This is a genomic window from Salinarimonas sp. (genome assembly GCF_040111675.1).
GTDB lineage: Bacteria > Pseudomonadota > Alphaproteobacteria > Rhizobiales > Beijerinckiaceae > Salinarimonas.
Genome location: NZ_CP157794.1, coordinates 3,178,292 through 3,196,237, shown reverse-complemented (window position 1 = coordinate 3,196,237; position 17,946 = coordinate 3,178,292). Strand labels below are relative to the sequence as shown.

Annotated in this window: 15 protein-coding genes; 11 read left to right on the top strand and 4 right to left on the bottom strand. The window is 71.7% G+C overall.

Going from position 1 to position 17,946, the window contains the following annotated elements:
- Nucleotide 1: 1 nt before the first annotated feature.
- From ABL310_RS14800 to ABL310_RS14790, 3 genes are all read right to left on the bottom strand, one after another.
- Nucleotides 2–976, bottom strand: coding sequence for an ABC transporter permease (locus ABL310_RS14800; protein ID WP_349367779.1), 975 nt, complete (start codon nt 974–976; stop codon nt 2–4).
- A 96-nt stretch (nt 977–1,072) separates the two neighbouring features.
- Nucleotides 1,073–2,647 (bottom strand): ABC transporter substrate-binding protein, encoded by a 1,575-nt coding sequence (locus ABL310_RS14795; RefSeq protein ID WP_349367778.1) that lies wholly within the window; start codon nt 2,645–2,647, stop codon nt 1,073–1,075.
- Nucleotides 2,648–2,923: 276 nt separating this feature from the next.
- Entirely contained in the window at nt 2,924–3,949 is a 1,026-nt protein-coding gene (locus tag ABL310_RS14790) for a DUF3179 domain-containing protein (protein WP_349367777.1), read from the bottom strand.
- Between the two features lie 596 nt (nt 3,950–4,545).
- Between ABL310_RS14790 and ABL310_RS14785 the strand changes: the two genes are divergently transcribed.
- The 10 genes from ABL310_RS14785 (at nt 4,546) to ABL310_RS14740 (ending at nt 16,005) form a co-directional block, all read left to right on the top strand.
- Nucleotides 4,546–4,935 (top strand): plastocyanin/azurin family copper-binding protein, encoded by a 390-nt coding sequence (locus ABL310_RS14785; protein ID WP_349367776.1) that lies wholly within the window; start codon nt 4,546–4,548, stop codon nt 4,933–4,935.
- Nucleotides 4,936–4,937: 2 nt separating this feature from the next.
- Nucleotides 4,938–6,401 (top strand): plastocyanin/azurin family copper-binding protein, encoded by a 1,464-nt coding sequence (locus ABL310_RS14780; protein WP_349367775.1) that lies wholly within the window; start codon nt 4,938–4,940, stop codon nt 6,399–6,401.
- Nucleotides 6,394–7,455: a hypothetical protein gene (locus tag ABL310_RS14775; RefSeq protein ID WP_349367774.1), complete on the top strand. Its 1,062-nt coding sequence runs from the start codon at nt 6,394–6,396 to the stop codon at nt 7,453–7,455. The genes ABL310_RS14780 and ABL310_RS14775 overlap by 8 nt, the downstream gene beginning before the upstream one ends.
- A gap of 115 nt (nt 7,456–7,570) precedes the next feature.
- Nucleotides 7,571–8,116: a cytochrome P460 family protein gene (locus ABL310_RS14770; RefSeq protein WP_349367773.1), complete on the top strand. Its 546-nt coding sequence runs from the start codon at nt 7,571–7,573 to the stop codon at nt 8,114–8,116.
- 195 nt (nt 8,117–8,311) lie between these two features.
- A complete protein-coding gene (locus ABL310_RS14765; protein ID WP_349367772.1) occupies nt 8,312–8,869 on the top strand; it encodes a peroxiredoxin-like family protein in 558 nt (185 codons plus the stop codon).
- Between the two features lie 30 nt (nt 8,870–8,899).
- Entirely contained in the window at nt 8,900–9,646 is a 747-nt protein-coding gene (locus tag ABL310_RS14760) for an NAD(P)H-dependent oxidoreductase (protein WP_349367771.1), read from the top strand.
- 296 nt (nt 9,647–9,942) lie between these two features.
- Complete coding sequence (locus tag ABL310_RS14755) at nt 9,943–10,938, top strand: TRAP transporter substrate-binding protein (protein WP_349367770.1); 996 nt, start codon at nt 9,943–9,945, stop codon at nt 10,936–10,938.
- A 26-nt stretch (nt 10,939–10,964) separates the two neighbouring features.
- Nucleotides 10,965–11,468, top strand: coding sequence for a TRAP transporter small permease (locus ABL310_RS14750; RefSeq protein WP_349367769.1), 504 nt, complete (start codon nt 10,965–10,967; stop codon nt 11,466–11,468).
- Entirely contained in the window at nt 11,465–12,775 is a 1,311-nt protein-coding gene (locus ABL310_RS14745; protein WP_349367768.1) for a TRAP transporter large permease, read from the top strand. The genes ABL310_RS14750 and ABL310_RS14745 overlap by 4 nt, the downstream gene beginning before the upstream one ends.
- Before the next feature lie 8 nt (nt 12,776–12,783).
- Nucleotides 12,784–16,005 carry a 4Fe-4S double cluster binding domain-containing protein gene (locus ABL310_RS14740; protein WP_349367767.1) on the top strand — a complete coding sequence of 1,074 codons (3,222 nt, stop codon included), beginning with the start codon at nt 12,784–12,786 and terminating at the stop codon, nt 16,003–16,005.
- A gap of 22 nt (nt 16,006–16,027) precedes the next feature.
- Here ABL310_RS14740 and ABL310_RS14735 read toward each other — a convergent pair whose 3' ends face one another.
- Nucleotides 16,028–16,840: a class II aldolase/adducin family protein gene (locus tag ABL310_RS14735; protein WP_349367766.1), complete on the bottom strand. Its 813-nt coding sequence runs from the start codon at nt 16,838–16,840 to the stop codon at nt 16,028–16,030.
- Nucleotides 16,841–16,996: 156 nt separating this feature from the next.
- Here ABL310_RS14735 and ABL310_RS14730 point away from each other — a divergent pair, with 156 nt between their 5' ends.
- Complete coding sequence (locus tag ABL310_RS14730) at nt 16,997–17,935, top strand: LysR family transcriptional regulator (RefSeq protein ID WP_349367765.1); 939 nt, start codon at nt 16,997–16,999, stop codon at nt 17,933–17,935.
- The last annotated feature ends 11 nt before the right edge of the window (nt 17,936–17,946 follow it).

Here is a 17,946-nt window from a genome sequence, read left to right as displayed (position 1 = left end):
GTCAGGCCGCTCCCGTGACGCGGATGCGCGGGTCGATCGCCGCGTAGAGCAGGTCGACGAGGAGATTGATCGCGACGAAGACGAAGCCGATCAGCACCAGGTAGACGGCCATGACGGGAATGTCGACGAAGCGGATGGATTCCAGGAAGAGCAGCCCGAGCCCCGGCCACTGGAACACGCTCTCGGTGACGATGGAGAAGGCGATCACGCCGCCGAACTGCAGCGCGACGATGGTGACGACGGGCACCAGCGTGTTGCCCAGCGCGTGGCGATAGTGGATCGAGCGCAGCGGCAACCCACGCGCCATGGCGAAGCGGATGTGGTCGGTGCGCATGACCTCCATCATCTCCGCGCGCACGAGCCGCAGCGTCAGCGTCAGCTGGTAGAGGCCGAGGGTGATCGCGGGCAGGATCAGCGAGCGCCAGCCGTCGAGGGTCAGCAGCGACGTGCGCCAGGGGCCGATCTCGACCGTGCCGCCGCGCCCGAAGGTCGGCAGCCAGCCGAGCTGCACGCCGAACAGGAAGACGAGCAGGATGCCGATGACGAAGGTCGGCACGGAGACGCCGATCAGGGTCCCGATCAGGAGGGCCTGCGTCCCCGCCGAGCGCGGCTTCAGCGCCGCGTAGACGCCGCCGGGCACACCGACGACGAGCGAGATGAGAAGCGCGACGAGGCCGAGCTCGAGCGTCGCGGGGATGCGCTCGGCGATCATCTCTCCCACCGGCTGGCGGGTGCGGTAGGAATAGCCGAAGTCGAACGTCGCGAGATCGCCGACGAAGCGGGCGAACTGGACCGGGACCGGGTCGGTGAGCCCGAGCTCGACCCGCAGCCGCGCCATGTCCTCCGGCGCGGTCTCGACGCCCGTCATCTGCGAGACCGGGTCGCCGACGAAGCGGAACAGCGCGAAGGCCAGCGCCGCCACCGCGAGCATGACGAACAGGGACTGGACGAGCCGGCGGGCGATGAAGGGGATCATCGCCGAGCGCTCTCGCGCGCGCGCCGCGCCGAGCCGTCTCCTTCCCCTACAGGGAAGGAGCGGAAAGGCGCCGTGGACGGCCGGGATGCGGGCAAGTCAGTTCACCGTCACCCAGCGCAGCATGAAGAAGTTGTCCGGCCGCTGCACCAGCCCGACGCTGTCCTTCGCCGCCCAGATCAGCGGCTCGACGTAGAGCGGCACGTAGGCGACCTCGGCCTGGAGGATGGCGGAGACCTCGTCGAGCATGGCCTGGCGCGCGGCCGGGTCGAGCTCGCGCTGGATCTGCGGCAGGAGCTCGTCGACGCGCGGGTTGGAATAGCCGCCGAAGTTCCACGAGCCGACGCGGGTCTCCTCGTTCGGCGTCGCCGCGAGGAAGCGGATCGGGTGCTCGGCGTCGAAGGTGCCGGGCGACCAGCCGAGCAGGTACATGTCGAAATTGTCGGCCCGCAACTCCTCCCAGTAGTTCCGCACCGGCATGGCGGTGAGCTCGGCGTCGATCCCGACCCGCGCCAGCATCGAGGCGACGGCGCGGCACACCGCCTCGTCGTTGATGTAGCGGTCGTTCGGGCACATCAGGCCGAAGGAGAAGCCGTCGGGATAGCCCGCCTCGGCGAGGAGCGCGCGGGCGCCGGCCTCGTCGAAATGGAGCGGCGCGTCGTTCGCCTCCGAATAGCCGCTCAGGCCCGCCGGCAGGAGCTGGCTCGCGGGCGCCGACTTGCCGCGCATGATGACGCGGTCGATCGTGTCGACGTCGACGGCGAGCGCCACCGCCCGGCGCACGCGCGCGTCGAGGAAGGGGTTCGGCGCGCCGGCGTCGGCGCCGTAGTTCAGCGTCTGGCGGTCGTGGCCGAAGCCCAGCATGATCACGCGTGTCTCGAGCCCTTCGAGAACCTGGAAGCCCTCGCGCCCCTCGACCTGGGCGACGTCTTGCAGCGGGATCGGCGAGATCATGTCGATCTCGCCCGAGAGCAGCGCGGCGAGCCCCGTCGCCGGGTTGCCGATCGGCGTGTAGATCGCCTCCGTCACATTGTGCTCGGCCTCGTCCCACCAGCCGTCGAACGGCGCGAGCCGGGTCTCGATGCCGGGGTCGCGGGAGACGAGCCGGAAGGGGCCCGTGCCGTTGGCGTCGCGGGTGGCGACGTTCTCCGCGTCGCGGGCGGGGCGGGTCGCCTCGTTCGCCTCGGCCCAGCCGCGATCCATGATCAGGAAGTTCGCGATCGAATCCGGGAAGAGCGGGTTCGGCGCGTTGGTGACGAAGTCGATGGCGAAATCGTCGACGACCTGCACCTCGGAGACCGGCGCGAACCAGGAACGCACGTCGCTCTCCTCGGAGGCGGCGCGCTCGTAGGAGAACAGCACGTCGTCGGCGGTGAAGTCCGCGCCGTCGTGGAAGGTCACGCCCTCGCGCAGGGTGAAGCGCCAGCCGTCCTCGCCTTCGAGCGGCGCCCAGGAGGTCGCGAGCGAGGGCTCGATCGCCATCTCGGCGTTGCGGCGCACCAGCCCCTCGTAGACGTTGTTGAGGAAGGACGTCACCGGCGCCGCGTTCACCGCATGCGGGTCCATCGTCTGCGGGTCGGTGGCGCTCGACCAGCGGAAGGTCTCGGCCGAGGCCGGGACGGCGAGAGCGATGCCGCCCACGAGCGCGGCGACTTGCAGATTGGGACGCATCATGGGGAGCTCCACCTGTAATTCACGTGCGTGCACGTGATTTCTTTATTTCTACATAGCGTGCACCATTTCCACCGCTGCGGCAATCGGCGCCGGTCCCGCTCGCGACATCGTGTTCGGCCCGGGCGAGCCGCGAGCCCGGCCGGGCACACCCTCCGGCCGGGTCGCTCGTCTCGAATGCCCGCAGCGTTACTCGCCTGCCGAAATCCTCGGCTGAGCGGAGGAGGATTGGTAGACGACAGCCGAAGGCGCGCGCCTCGATCGCCGCCGGAAAGGCCGTCAGCCCTCCGCCGGCGCCCCGTCGCGCAGCCGGATCAGGCCCGCGTCCGTCAGCACGTCAGCGTCGGGGTCGAAGGCGTCGAGCGCGAAGGCGAAGGTGGTGTCGTGCACCACCGGCTCGCCGGACGCGTCGGTGACGGTGACGAAGCCGAGGTCGCGCCCGTCCGCGATGCGGCGGGTGTCGAGAGCGGAAGCCTTTCCGGGCCGCCAGGCGAAGCGCACGCCGCGGTGCTCCACGACGCCCTGCTCGGCGATATGGGCGAGCGCCACCGCGGCCTGGCCCTGCGGCCCGCGGGCGACGACCACGTGGGCCATGGCCGGCATGCCCTCGGGCGGCTGGCCGAGGAAGAGGCCCAGGGGCGCGTCGCGGGTGTCGTAGCCGGCATAGGGGTTGGCGCCGTAGCGGCGGGCGCTCGGGTCGTTCGGCACGAGCACCGGCCCCTCGGGATGCGCGGTGCGGAACTCGGAAAACGGCGCGACGCGCGAGGGCAGCATGTCGAGCTCGGTTCCCGCATAGTCGCCGGCGATCGCCTCTCCGGTGAATTGCTGCCACCAGCTCTCGGTTTCGCGGTCGTACATGACGAGGTCGGAATGGCGCAGCTTGCCCGTCGTGCCGAATTCCAGCGTGCGGCCGTCGACGGCGCGGTCGAACACGACGGCGGCGTTGCACAGCGGGCAATAGGTCACCGCCACTGGCGCGCCGTCGATCTCGTCGTTGACGATCTCGTGCCACATCAGCACACGCAGTGGATAGGCGCGCGCATTCTCGCCGAGCGGAAAGACGATCACCGGCTCGCGGTCGGGGATGTCGACGGCGCTCGCCGGCTCGAACACGGGATCGTCGATCGAGGGGATGCCGTCCTTGGGCGGGCCGCCCGAGACGATCTCGTCGAATGGGACGGTCGCCTGCGTGAAGTCGGTCGCCCAGCCCTCCTGCGCCCAGCGGGCGGGATCGGCGGCGGCCGGCGCTGCGAGCGCGAACGGGACGGCGAGGGCGGCGAAGGCCGCGGCGCGGAACGGGAGCATGGGGATCTCCGGGCTCGAGAGTGTCTATCGGTGGCGCTCTGGACAGCGCGGCTGGCGTCGGAGCGAGGCCGCGCCGTCTGCGATCTCCGGGAAAGCCACCTCGTCGACGTGTTCGACCGGGACCTCCGTCGGTGCGTCGGTGCTCATCTCGTTCTCCTTCGGGCTCGGCGGGCGCGCACGGTGGGGAGGCACGGTGAAACGCTACTTCGCTGCGCCGGACGCCTTCGTTACATCGACCCCCTGCGGTCCCGACGCCGCCGGCTCCGGGCGCGATCGTTCCCCCTTTTTTGTCCGCTCCCGAAGGCCTCGCTCATGGGCGCGGCGTCCCCGCGTCCGCCTCTTCCAGCGCCAGCGCACCGAGCTCGGCGAGCGCTAGGCCCGGCGAGCGCGAGGCCCGGTGCAGCCGAGCGGGGCCGGGACGGGCGGGCGCCGACCGCGCGCACGTGCCGGGGAAGCCAGCGCTCGGGTTCTGCCGGCGCGGCATCGCGCAGCCCTCACCATCCCGTGAGCCGCGCCGCCAGGAACCGACCCTCTCGCCGGTCCGTTCGCCGCTCGAACCGCTCGAAAGCCGCGCATCCGAACGGAAGGGAACGAGCATGGCCGCGTTTCGCCCATCGTCCATCGGCCCCGCATTCTTCCTCGCAGCCGCCCTCGCCACCGGCCCCGGCATCGCGCAGGAGCCGGCCGCCGTCGTCGAGATGACGAACGATCTCGAGTTCGTCCCGGAGAGCGTCACGATCCGAGCCGGCGAGACGGTGGAGTGGCGCAACGTCGGGACCGCCGCGCACACCGTCACCGCCGACCCCGACGAGGCCGCCGACCCGGATCACGTCGTCCTTCCCGAGGGAGCGGAAACCTTCAACTCCGGCGTGATCACCGGCGGCGGGAGCTTCACGCACACCTTCGAGGCGCCCGGACGCTACGCCTATTTCTGCATCCCCCACGAGCGCACCGGCATGCTGGGCGAGGTGATCGTCGAGGAATGAGCATGACCCGCCTCCGCTTCGCGCTGTCGCTCGGCGGCGCCCTCGCCCTCGGGCCCGGCGCGGCCGTGCTGCTGCCGGCGATCGCGCCGGCCCAGGAGACGGGCGAGGGCGAGCGCGACTCCGACTCCGCCGTCGCCGCCACCGTCGGCATGGGCGATCTGCGCTACGATCCCGAGCGCGTGACCATCACGGTCGGCGAGACCATCGAATGGCGCAATTCCTCGCAGGTGGTGCATACCGTGACGGCCGACCCGGAGAAGGCGGCCCTCGACGACAGCGTGCGCCTCCCAGAGGGGGCGGAGCCCTTCGGTTCCGGCGACCTCGAGCCCGGCGACACGTTCCGGCGCACCTTCGAGACGCCCGGGCGCTACACCTATTTCTGCATCCCCCACGAGCGGGCCGACATGATCGGCGAGATCGTCGTCGAGGCGGCGCCGGAGGGATCGGGACCGAAGCAGGCCGACGCCGCCGAGGCGGCCGAGGAGGCCGGCGCGGCGAGCGCCGACGGCGAGGAAAGCCGGTCGGCCGAGCAGGACGACGCGGAGGGCGCCGCCACGGAGCAGGCCGCAAGCGAGAGCGCCGAGGACGGTACCGAACAGGACGGGGCCGCCGAGGACGAGACGCGCCGCACCGCCGTCGCCCGCGGCGAATACCTGGTCACCGCCGGGGGATGCGAATCCTGCCACACGGCGGACGAGGGACGCTTCGCCGGCGGCGCGCGGCTCGAGACGCCCTTCGGCGTCTTCCACCCGCCGAACCTCACGCCCGACCCCGAGACCGGCCTCGGGCGCTGGAGCGAGGACGATTTCGTCACCGCCATGAAGCAGGGCGTCTCGCCGCAGGGGCATCCCTACTACCCGGTCTTCCCCTACGCCTGGTTCACACGCATCTACGCCTTCGACCTGCGGGACATCTGGGCCTATCTCCAGACCGTCGGGCCGGTGGAGAACGCCACCCCGCCGCACGCGCTGCGCTTCCCCTTCGGCGAGCGGGAATTCGTCCACGGCTGGCGGGCGCTCGATTTCGAGCGTGGGCCGGCGCCGGCGGACCCGGCGCGCTCGGCGTCCTGGAACAGGGGCTCCTACCTCGTCAACGCGCTCGCCCATTGCGGCGCCTGCCACACGACGAAGACCGCCTTCGGGACCTGGCGCGACGAGATGCATCTCGCCGGCTCGACCGGGATCCCGGGCGCCGTGACCGTCGCGCCCAACATCACGCCCGACGAGGAGACCGGCATCGGGTCGTGGACGAAGGGCGAGATCGTCGAGCTTCTGCGGACCGGGGTCGATCCGGACGGGAACTTCCTGCGGGGCGAGATGGCGAAGGTGATCGCCGAGACGACGAGCCGGCTCGACGCCGCCGATCGCGAGGCGATCGCGGACTATCTCCTCTCGATCCCCCCGGTCTCGCACAGGCCGGGGGAGGGGGACGCCCCGGAGCGGCGCGCGGAGGCGGGCGATGAGTGATCCGAACGTGCGCCCGCCCGACGCGCGGCGCGGCCCCGGCCTGCTCGCCTGGCTCGGCCTCGCCCTTCTCGCCACGGGACGCCGGGGACCGGCGACGGCGCCCCCGCCCAACCGTCCGCTGCGGACGCGGGGAGCACGCAGGCCCCGCCCGCCCCGCGCCTCCTGGGGCGCCATCCTCGCCGGCGCGGTCCTCGCCGGCGCGCTGCTGCTTCTGCTCGGCTGTCTCGGCGCCGGGCTCGTCCTCCTCACGCGCGGGGAGGGAGGACCCTGGCTGTTCGGCTCGCCGGCCCTGACGGGCGCCGGCGCGCTCCTCGCGCAGGCGCTCGCCCTCGGCCTGGGCGGCTGGGTCGCGGCGCGCTGGGCGGCGGCTGCGCGGATCGTTGACGGCGTGCTGCACGGCGCGCTCGCCTGGGCGCTGGTCTCCGCCGTGATCGCCGGCCTCGTCCTCGCCGCCGCCGACCGCGCGGGCGACCGCGCCACCCTGATCGCGTCTGCGGGCATCGCCGGTGCGGCCGAGATCGCCGCCGGCGCCACGAACGCCCTCGGCCGCGTCGCCGCCGCGTCCGTCGACGGCGTGGACGTCCCCGTCTCGCCCGCGGCGGCGACGAGCGAGGCGGCCGATCTCGCTCGGCAGGCGGTGCGCGCGCCCGAGGAGACGCTCGACGACCTCGCCCGTGCCCTCGCCGCCGCCCTCGACGTCGTCGCCGACCCCGAGCCGACGGCCCCGCGCGGCGTCCTCCCCGGCGCCGCCGGCCCGATTCCCGACGATACGGTGCTGACGGAGCTGATCGCCCAGCAGACCGGCGCGCCGCCGCTGCGCGCCGTCGAGGGCGTCGCCGAATGGCGCGCGGCCGCCGCGCCGGCCGAGCGCTCGCTCCCCGAGGTCATCGAGGCGCGCGTGCAGCACCTGCGCGAGCGGGCGCGCGCCGCCGCGGCGCGGGCGGCCGAGCCGATGCTGCGCGCCGCCGCGATCGGGGCGCTCTCGGGCGGCGTCCTCCTCCTCGTCGGAGCGCTGGCGGCCGTGGTCGGCGGCGCGCTCGCCGGGCGGCGCTGAGCGTGACGGGCCCGAGGCGGCCGGTCGCAATCGCGTGAACGAGGCGCACCTCGGGGAACGCGCGCCGGTGCGAAGTCTTGACCCAGCGTCACGATGAAGCGGAAAGGAGCCGCCCATGAAAGCCGCCATCCTCTCCGGCGCCACCGCTGCCGCGCTCGTCCTCGGCGTCGGTCTCGCCACCGCACAAGAAGAGGCTCCCTTCGGAGACGAGGCGAGCGTCGGATATGCCGAGCAGCTCTACGCGGCGATGGAGGAGCTTTGTCTCGCCGGCGAGAACGCCATCGACACGATGCCGTATCCCGGTTCGGACCCGCACGGGGCCATGCTCGAGACCTTTCACACCACCCTGGAGCTGGAGGGGCATACGGGCCACCTCTCGGTGAAGCGCAACTACGCGCCGGCCTCTCGCGAAGAGGTGCAGGGCGCGCGCGACGAGCATCTCGCCTCGATCACGGTGATGTACCAGCGCGAGGACGGCTACGACCCGGACAACATGAACTGGTTCTGGGTCAAGTACCTGCCGGACGGCTCGCTGGACCGGAACCCGCAGGGCATGGCGCTCGCGGGGCGCGTCGCCAAGGGGGCGGACCAGGGCTGCATCGCCTGCCACGGCGCCGCGCCGGGCGGCGACTATCTCTACACGACCGACTTCGTGCGCTGACCGGGCGTCGGTCCCGCGCGTCCCGCCGCGTCGCGTCCGGCGGGGCGCGGCGCTCCCGGACGAGTCGATCTCGTCTGTCGCCGGGCGCGAGGCGCCGCCGCGATCACGCCCGCCCCACGCTGATGTGACGGCCGCCCCCGGTGAAACGGCCGGCGGCGCGGGCCATAAAGCCCGGCGACAGACCGGAGAAAGCCCATGACCGACATCCGCCCCCTCGTCCCCCGCGAGCCCGTTCCCGCCCTGGCGCTGCCCCTCGCCGGCGGCGGGCGCTTCGACATCGCGACGGAGACGCCCGAGACTTTCACCCTGCTCGTCTTCTACCGCGGCCTGCACTGCCCGCTCTGCAAGACCCAGCTGCGCGAGCTGGAGCGCCAGATCGGCGCCTTCGCCGAGCGCGGCGTCGTCGCCATCTCCTCGGACGACGCGGAGCGCGGCGAGCGGACCAAGGCCGAGTGGGGCCTCTCCGACCTGCGGGTCGCCTACGGGCTCGACCTCGAGACCGCGCGGCGCTGGGGGCTCTACGTCTCCTCCGGGCGCGGGCCGACGTCGCTCGGGATCGAGGAGCCCGCCCTGTTCAGCGAGCCGGCGCTCTATCTCGTGCGCGCCGACGGCACCCTCTATTTCGGCACCGTGCAGACCATGCCCTTCGCCCGCCCGCACCTGTCCAACGTGCTCGGCGCCGTCGACTTCGTGCTCGCCAAGGGCTACCCGGCCCGGGGCGAGGTGACGAGCCTGCCGAAGGCGGCCGAGTGATCGCCCGTCCGTGACCTGGAGGAGGATGGCATGGCCCTGAACGAGAAGCAGCGCGCGCTGGCGGAGGGGAACCGGACGGATTTCTCCGACCTGCGCGCCGTCTACCTGAACTGCACGCTCAAGCCGGGCCCGCAGCCCTCGCACACGGCGCTGCTGCTCGGCACGTCGGCTGAGATCATGCGCAAGAACGGCGTCACGGTCGACGAGATCCGCCCCGTCGACCACGCCATCGCCTTCGGCGTCTACCCGGACATGACCGAGCACGGCCGGGAGCGGGACGACTGGCCCGCTTTGTGGGCGCGCATCGCGGGCGCGCACATCCTCGTCGTCGGCACGCCGATCTGGCTCGGCGAGGAATCCTCGGTGTGCCGGCTCGTGATCGAGCGGCTCTACGCGATGTCGGGCGAGCTCAACGACAAGGGCCAGTCCACGTTCTACGGCAAGGTCGGCGGCGCCGTCGTCACCGGCAACGAGGACGGGATCAAGCACTGCTCGATGTCGATCCTCTATGCGCTGAGCCACCTCGGCTACGCGATCCCGCCGCAGGCCGATTGCGGCTGGATCGGGGAGGCGGGGCCGGGCCCGAGCTACGGCGACGACGGGGCGGGGTTCGACAACGACTTCACCCAGCGCAACACCACGATCATGACCTGGAACCTGATGCATCTCGCCCGCATGCTGACGGATGCCGGCGGCCTGCCGAACCACGGCAACGACCGTCGCGCCTGGAAGGCCGGCTGCCGGTTCGACTTCGAGAACCCCGAGCACCGGGCCTGAGAACGAAAGCGACGGCCATCTCCACTCGCGGCGGCTCGAGCGGGGAGCGGAGCCTGCGTCACTCGCCGGCGCGGGTCCGCTGCGCATAGGCCGAGGCGTGCGCCCGTGGCTCGATCGGTTCAGGTCGTCGCTGCGTTCGTGATCGGTCATGCCGGGTCTCCGCGCGGCGCGAAGCGCGTTTCCTCCTGGGAGGGAAGCTTGTCGTCGTTGCGGTCGGCTGCTATGTTGGCCCGTCAACAACAAGCGCCGAACCAGGCGCGTGCGAGCCCGAACGGGCCCGAGCGGGAGGAAATCTCATGCGACGCATCGCCATCGCGGCGATCGCGGCCGGCGCCGCCTTGTGCGCCGCTGCCGCGTCCGCCACCGAGCTCAAGCTCGCCCATTTCATGTCGCCGCAGCATCCGATGGACCGGCACGTGATGACGCCGCTGGCCGAGGAGATCGCGGCGAAGACCAACGGCGCGCTCACCATCAAGGTCTACCCCGCCGGCGAGCTCGGCGCGGGGCCGAACCAGCAGTATCGACGCGCGGTCACCGGCATCGCCGACATCGCCTTCAACCTGCCGCAATACACGCCGGCGCAGTTCCAGCGCTCGGTGATGCTGCACGTGCCGGGCCTCTTCGCCGATCCGGAGAGCGCGACGGCCACGATCTGGGACAACATCGACGCGCTGGAGGGCGACTTCGAGCAGGTCGAGCTCCTCGCCTTCTGGACCAACAACCCGGCGATCCTGTTCACGCGCGAGACGCCGGTGCGCTCGCTGGAGGATGTCTCCGGGCTCAAGGTGCGCATCCCAGATCCGGTCACCGCGGCGATCGTCGAGGCCTGGGGCGGCATCCCGGTCTCGCTGCCGGCGACCGAGGTCTACAACGCCATGAGCACGGGCGTCGTCGACGCCGTGATGATCGACGCCTCGGCGGTGGGCTCCTACAATCTCCACGAGGTCGCCGAGTACGTGACCACGAACGTCCCGGGCGCGCTCTCGACCTTCACCCTGATCATGAACAAGGGCGCCCATGAGAAGCTCTCCGACGAGCAGCGCGCCGCCTTGGACGATCTCACCGGGCGCGATCTCTCGCTGCGCGCGGCGGCGGCCTTCAAGGCGGCGGGCGATCGCGGAATCGCCATGCTGCGCGAGGCGAACGTCGAGCTGATCGCGCTCGCGCCGGAGGCCCGCGCGGCCTTCGTCGAGGCGATGGCGGCGCCGGTCGCGGCCGAGCTGAAGACGCAGGGCGAGGCCGTCGGCATCGACGGCGAGGCCTTCCTCGCGCGCTTCGCGGCGGCGAACTGAGGCGGCCGAGGGCGAAGGGCGCAAGCATGGACCCGGTCTCGGATCGGCCGTCTCGCGGGGGAACGCGGCTCGAGCGATGGGCGGCGGCGGCGATCGCCGTCGTCGGCGGCGTCGGCGTCCTCGCGCTGATGCTGCTCACGGTGGCCGACGCGCTGCTGCGCTCCTTCGCCAACGCGCCGATCCTCGGCGCCAACGACCTCACCCAGGTGATCCTCGCCGTCGTGGTCGCCGCCTCCGTGCCGCTGTGCATCGCGAGCGACCGGGCGGTGGCGATCACGGCGCTGATCGACCGGATGCCGCGGGCGGCGGGCGGGGCCCTGCGCCGCGCCGGCTACGCGGCCTCCGCCGCGGCGCTCGCCTATCTCGCCTGGCGCTGCTTCGTGAACGGCGGCGAAGCGGCGATGTTCGGCGAGACCACGATGCTGCTGCGCATCCCCTACGGCCCGTTCTACTACGCGCTCGCCGCCGGCTTCGGCCTCTCCGCCGTCCTGTTCGCGGCGGGCGCCCTGCGCGGGAGGCTGGCGCCGTGAGCGCGGCGGCGGTCGGCGTCCTCGGCTTTCTCGGCCTGTTCGCGCTGATGGGGCTCGGCGTGCCGGTGGGCGTCGCCATGCTGATCGCGGGGCTCGCCGGGCTCGTTGCGCTCACGGACCCGATCTCGGCGGCCTACACGCTTTCGGGCCAGGCCTTCGCCACGGCCTCGCATTACGAGCTCACCGTGCTGCCGCTCTTCATCCTGATGGGCAATCTCGCCTCGGCGGCGGGCCTGTCGAAGGACCTCTACGACGCCGCCTATCGCTGGCTCGGCGGGCGCAAGGGGGGGCTCGCGGGGGCGACCATCGTCGGCTGCGCCGGGTTCGCGGCGCTCTCGGGCTCCTCCATCGCCTCCGCGGTGACGATGGGGCGCGTCGCCTACCCGAACATGCGCCGCTACGGCTACGGCCAGCGGCTCTCCACCGGCGCCATCGCGGCGGGGGGCACGCTCGGCATCCTGATCCCGCCCTCCACCGGCTTCGTGCTCTACGCGATCCTCACCGAGCAGTCGATCGGGCGGCTGTTCATGGCCGGCGTGCTGCCGGGGCTGCTGCTCACCGCGCTCTTCCTCGTGACCATCGCCGTCGTGGTGCGCCTGCGCCCGGAGGAGGGGCCGTCTGGCCCGGCTTCCACCTGGGGCGAGCGCCTCGCCTCGCTCGGGCGCGCGACCGGCATCGTCGGCATCATCCTGGTGACGATCGGAGGCATCTACACGGGCGTGTTCACGCCGGTGGAGGCGTCGGGCGTCGGCGCCTTCCTCGCGGCAATCATGCTGACGATCCGCGGCGGCCTCACCCCCGGCACGATCGCCGCCTGCCTCCTCGATACGCTGCGCACGACGGGGATGTGCTTCCTCATCCTGATCGGCGCCAACGTCTTCGCCCCCTTCGTCGCGCTCTCGGGCCTGCCCGGCATCGTGGCGAACGGCTTCGTCTCGGCCGAGCTCGGGCCCTACACGGCGATCCTCATCATCGTCGCGCTCTACGCCGTGCTCGGCATGGTGATCGAGGGGCTGTCGCTGATGGTGATCACCCTGCCGATCACCTTCCCCGTCGTGGTCGGGCTCGGCTTCGACCCGATCTGGTTCGGCGTGATCATGGTGATCGTGCTCGAGATGGGCCTGATCAGCCCGCCGGTGGGCGTCAATTGCTTCGTCGTCTCGACCATCGCGCAGGACGCCAAGCTCGAGACGATCTTCGCCGGCGTGATGCCCTTCTGGGGCGCGATGCTCGTGTGCATCGCCCTCCTCGTCCTCTTCCCCGAGATCGCGCTCACGCTGCCGAACGCGATGTTCGCGACGCCCTGACGGATCCCATGCGCTTCTTCTCGTACCGACACCGCCCCGTCCATCTCGGCCCCTATCCGCTGGAGCGCCTCGCCCGGCAGGACGAAGCGCCCGACCTCTCGCGCCTGCCGCCCCACGAGACGCTCGACTGCGACGCCTCCGGCGACGCGGCCACGATCTCCGGCGCGATCGGGCTGTTCATCGGCATGCTCGACGCGATCCGCGAGGGCGCGGTCGCCGCGACGAAGGCGCCGATCCCGGACGACGCCCGAGAGCGCGCGAACAACCTGAAGGCCGCCGGCTACTTCTTCGACGCGAGCCAGATGGGGATCTGCCGCCTGCCGCCGGAGGCGCTGCTTTCCGAGCCCACCCGCAACCCCGCCCTCGACGCCCTCGTCGCGCGCATCGAGAGCGGCCAGACCAAGACCTTCTCGTCGGGCATCGACGTGATCATGGCCGACGTGAAGGAGGCCGCCGCGACCCCGCCGGGGCCGATCGACCACCACACCCACGCCATCGTCGTCCTCGTCGAGGACCCGCGCGAGCCCGATCCGGCGGAGCCGGGCGCCACCTGGATCGCGGGGACGACGCGGGCGCGCTCGGCCGTGCGCGCGGCGGAGGCCGCGGTGGTGCTGGCCAACTACCTGCGCCTCCTCGGCCATCCGGCGCGGGCGCACACCGCGACCTCCTCCGACGTCGACCTCGAGCGCCTCGGCGTCGCGGCGGGGCTGAACGAGATCGGCCCGGACGGGCGCGCGGCGAACCCCTATGTCGGGCGCGGCTACGCGCTCGCCGCGATCACGACGACGCTCGACCTCGCCACCGACCGGCCGCTGGCGCCCCGCGGCCTCGCGGCGCGGCTCGCGTCGCACGGGCCGGCCTGGTGGGCGGGGAGGGGCACGCTCAAGAGCGCCCGCGACCGGCTGCCCTTCGCGCGGCGCCGCTTCAAGGACGGCGCCTTCCCCTTCGAGCGCATCGCGACGCGGGAGAAGCCCACCACCTTCATCGACGAGCCGCGCGTGCCGCGCTTCCCCAAGCGCGCCGACTTCTTCGCGCGGGCCCTGTTCGGGGACATGGGCAAGGCGGTGCAGGAGAAGGCGAAGAACGGCTTCTACGTCCTGCGCAACCCGCTCGGCTATTGCTCGCGCCGGGCGCTCGGCGCGCTGCTCCTGCTCCAGCAGGGCGAGGCCCATCGCGCGCCCGCGCCGGAGGCGCAGGACCCTCAGGCGAACGCCGACGCGGTGAAGGCCGCGCTCTACTTCCTCGGCGCGGACGCGGTGGGGATCTCGCGCTGCCCGGACTGGGCCTATTATTCCCACGACGCCGCCGGCGAGCCGGTGACGCCCTATCACGCAGAGGCGATCTCCATCCTGGTCGACCAGGGCCACGAGACGATGGACGGCACCACCGGCGACGACTGGATCTCCGCCGCCCAGTCCATGCGCGCCTATCTGCGCACCTCGCTGATCGGCGGCATCGTCGCCGAGCAGATCCGGCGGCTGGGCTATTCGGCCCGGGTGCACTCGGTGCTCGACGGCGACGTGCTCCAGCCGCCGCTCCTGCTGCTCTCGGGGCTCGGCGAGGTGAGCCGGATCGGCGAGGTGATCCTCAACCCCTATCTCGGCCCGCGGCTGAAGTCCGGCGCGATCACCACCGACATGCCGCTCGCGCACGACCGGCCGATCGACTTCGGCCTGCAGTCCTTCTGCGGGAGCTGCAACAAGTGCGCCCGCGAATGCCCGTCCGGCGCCATCACCGCCGGGCCGAAGCTGATGTACAACGGCTACGAGATCTGGAAGTCCGACGCGGAGAAATGCGCCCGCTACCGCATCACCAACGACGCGGGCTCGATGTGCGGGCGCTGCATGAAGACCTGCCCGTGGAACCTCGAGGGCCTGTTCCAGCAGGCGCCCTTCCGCTGGCTCGCCATGAAGGCGCCGTTCCTGGCGAAGGCGCTGGCGAAGCTCGACGACGCCGTCGGCAACGGCCGCCAGAACAAGGTGAAGAAATGGTGGTGGGACATCGACATGGACCCCGCCACCATGAGCTACATCCCCGCCGCGCAGACGAACAGACGCGAGCTCCAGACCTCGCTCGATCTGCGCTACGAGGACCAGACCCTCGCCGTCTACCCCGCCGACGCCATGCCGCCGCCCTATCCGGTGCCCTATCCGATGGACCGCGAGGCCGGCATCGCGCGGTATCGCGCGCTGCTCACGCCCGGAATCTACAAGCAGAAGCTCCTCGCCGGGGAGACGGACGGGCTCGCGCCGCCCTTCCGCATGCCCGACGGCCCGCCGCCGGTGATCGCCACCATCCTCTCCGCGCGCGTCGAGGAGACGGCGGATACCGCGCGCTTCGAGCTCGTCGCGCCGGACGGGGCGGAGCTGCCGCCCTTCGAGCCGGGCGCCCATGTCGACGTCGTCATCGCGCCGGAATATTTGCGGCAATACTCGCTCGCCGGCGACCCGGCCGACCGCTCGCGCTGGGTCCTCGGCGTCCTGAAGGAGGCCGAGGGCAAGGGGGCCTCCAAGCTGATGCACCGCGCCTTCCGGCCGGGGCGGCGGGTCTTCGTCTCGCCGCCGCGCAACCATTTCCCGCTCGTCGAGGACGCGACGCGCACGCTGCTCTTCGCCGGCGGCATCGGCGTCACGCCGATGATCCCGATGGCGCACCGGCTCCACGCGCTCGGCCGCGACTTCGCGCTGCACTATTCCTGCCCGAGCCGCGACCGCGCCCCCTTCGCGAAGGACCTCGCCGCCGCGCCCTTCGGCGACCGGGTGACGCTCCACTGCTCGCAGGAGGGGACCCGCGCCGATCTCGCCGCGCTCACGGCGGGATACGAGCCCGGGATGCATCTCTACGCCTGCGGGCCGGTCCGCTACATGGACGCGGTGCTCGACGCCGCGCAGGCGAACGGCTGGCCGGAGGAGGCGCTCCACCGCGAGTACTTCGCGGTGCCCGAGGAGCCGGACCGGCCGAGCTTCCCCTTCCGGCTGGTCCTGGCGAAGAGCGGCCGCAGCGTCGACGTCGCCGCCGACGAGAGCGCGACGGACGCGCTCGCACGCATCGGCGTGCATGTCGAGACCAAGTGCTCGAGCGGCATCTGCGGGGTCTGCGCGGCGGGCCTCGTCGCGGGCGCGGTCGACCACCGCGACTTCGTCCTCTCCGCCAAGGAGCGCGAGCGCAAGGTGATCCTGTGCTGCTCGCGCGCGGCGGAGGCCGACGGGGAAATGGCGGTCGACCTGTAGGGTTCGCCGTCGCCCGCGCGCCTCAGTCGAACATGTCCGGCTCGTCTTCCACGAGCTGGTTCCAGATCGTCTGGAAATGCAGCCAGCCGATATACTCGCTTCCGACGTGCTCCCGGCTGTAACGGGCGCGGTCGGCGGGAATGCGGATCGGCTGGATTCCGGAGGCCGCGACGTCGAGCTGCTGCTGGCAGCACCGCTCCAGCGCGATGAACCAGAACGCGGCCGACTCGATGCTGTGCCGGCTGGCCGTCAGCAGGCCGTGGTTCTGGTGGAGCGCGGCCTTGACGCCCTTGAACGCCTTGGCGACGTCCGAGCCGGCATGGTTCTCCACCGCCACCTGGCCGCCCTGCTCGCCGATGACGACGTGATCCTCGAAGAAGGCGCAGGCGTCCTGGGTGATCGGGTCGATCGGCCGGCCGGTCGCGCACCAGGCGGTGCCGTAGGTGGTGTGCGCGTGGCACATGGCGATGATGTCGGGATGCTCCTCGTGCACGTTGGCGTGCAGAACGAAGCCCGCGCGGTTCACCGCGTACCGGCCCTCGATCACCCTGCCGGCGTGGTCGACCAGGATCAGGTTCGACAGCTTCACCTTGGCGAAATGGACGCACATCGGGTTCGTCCAGTAGAGCTCCGGCCGCTCGGGGTCGCGCACCGTCAGGTGCCCGGCGAAGCCGTAGTCGAAGCCCTGCCGGGCGAAGGCGCGGCAGGCGGCCACGAGCCGTTCCTTGCGGTGGCGCCGCTCCTCCTCCACGGTGTCGAATTCCGGCAGGTCCGGGAAGATCAGGCCCGGCTGCTCGGGCTGGTAGATCGAGACGCGGTTTCCGAGGTCGAGCATGGGGGCTTTCCTACGATGAACGGATGTCGGCGAACGGCGGCGGCGGTGCCGCGGTCCTGATCCGGGTAGAGTGGGAAAAGCGGCGAGACCGATCAACGCAACATCGGCAATAAGAGTTATCGCCGCCATGCGAGCGGCCTCTGCGGGATCGGTGCGATGCGGGACGACAGGTTGGTGGAGATGCGGGTGTTCCAGGCGTTGGTCGCGACCGGCGGCTTCGGCGCCGCGGCCAACGCTCTCGGGGTGAGCCAGCCCTTCGTCAGCCAGACGATCCAGCGTCTCGAGGCGCGGCTCGGCACGAAGCTCCTGCACCGCACGACCCGAGGTCATCGCCTCACGGAAGAGGGCGAGCGCTACCTCGATGCCGCACGACGGGTGATCGACGCCGTGGAAGCGGCCGAGGCCGATTGGCAGCGCAGCGAAGCCCAGGTCGAAGGGCTCCTGCGCGTGTCGGCCCCCATCGCCTTCGGGCTCGACCGGATCACGCCGCTGATGCCCGATTATCTGCGCCGGCATCCCAACGTCTCGCTCGACCTGCGTCTCACCGATGACGTCGAGAACCTGATCGACGACCGGATCGACGTCGCGGTGCGCATGGGAAAGCCGACCGACTCGAGCCTGATGCACCGTCGGCTCTGCGGCTTGCAGCGGATCGTCGTCGCCACGCCCGAGCTCGTGGCCCGCTTCGGCACGCCCGAGCGCCCCGCCGATCTCGCGCGCCTGCCCTGCGTCGCCTGGGACGGCAGCCGGGAGCACCTCAATCGCTGGAAGTTCGTCGAGGACGGCGAGGTGGTCACCTTCCACGCCGAAAGCCGGTTCAGAAGCAATCAGGGCATGTCGCTCTACCAGATGTGCCTCGGCGGGTTCGGCGTCATGCGCATCGCCGAGCATCTCGCGCGTCCCGCCATCGCCGACGGCCGCCTCGTGCAGCTTCTGCCCGATCACCACGCGGTCGACGACACGGAGATCTACGCGCTGTTCCTGCCGGATCGGCGCATGGCGCCGCGCATCCGCAGCTTCGTCGATTTCATGGTGGAGGCGTTCCGTGCGCCGGACTGGGAGGCCGTCGGGCGTGGGGCCGAGCCCGAGCCGTAGCCGTTCTCGTG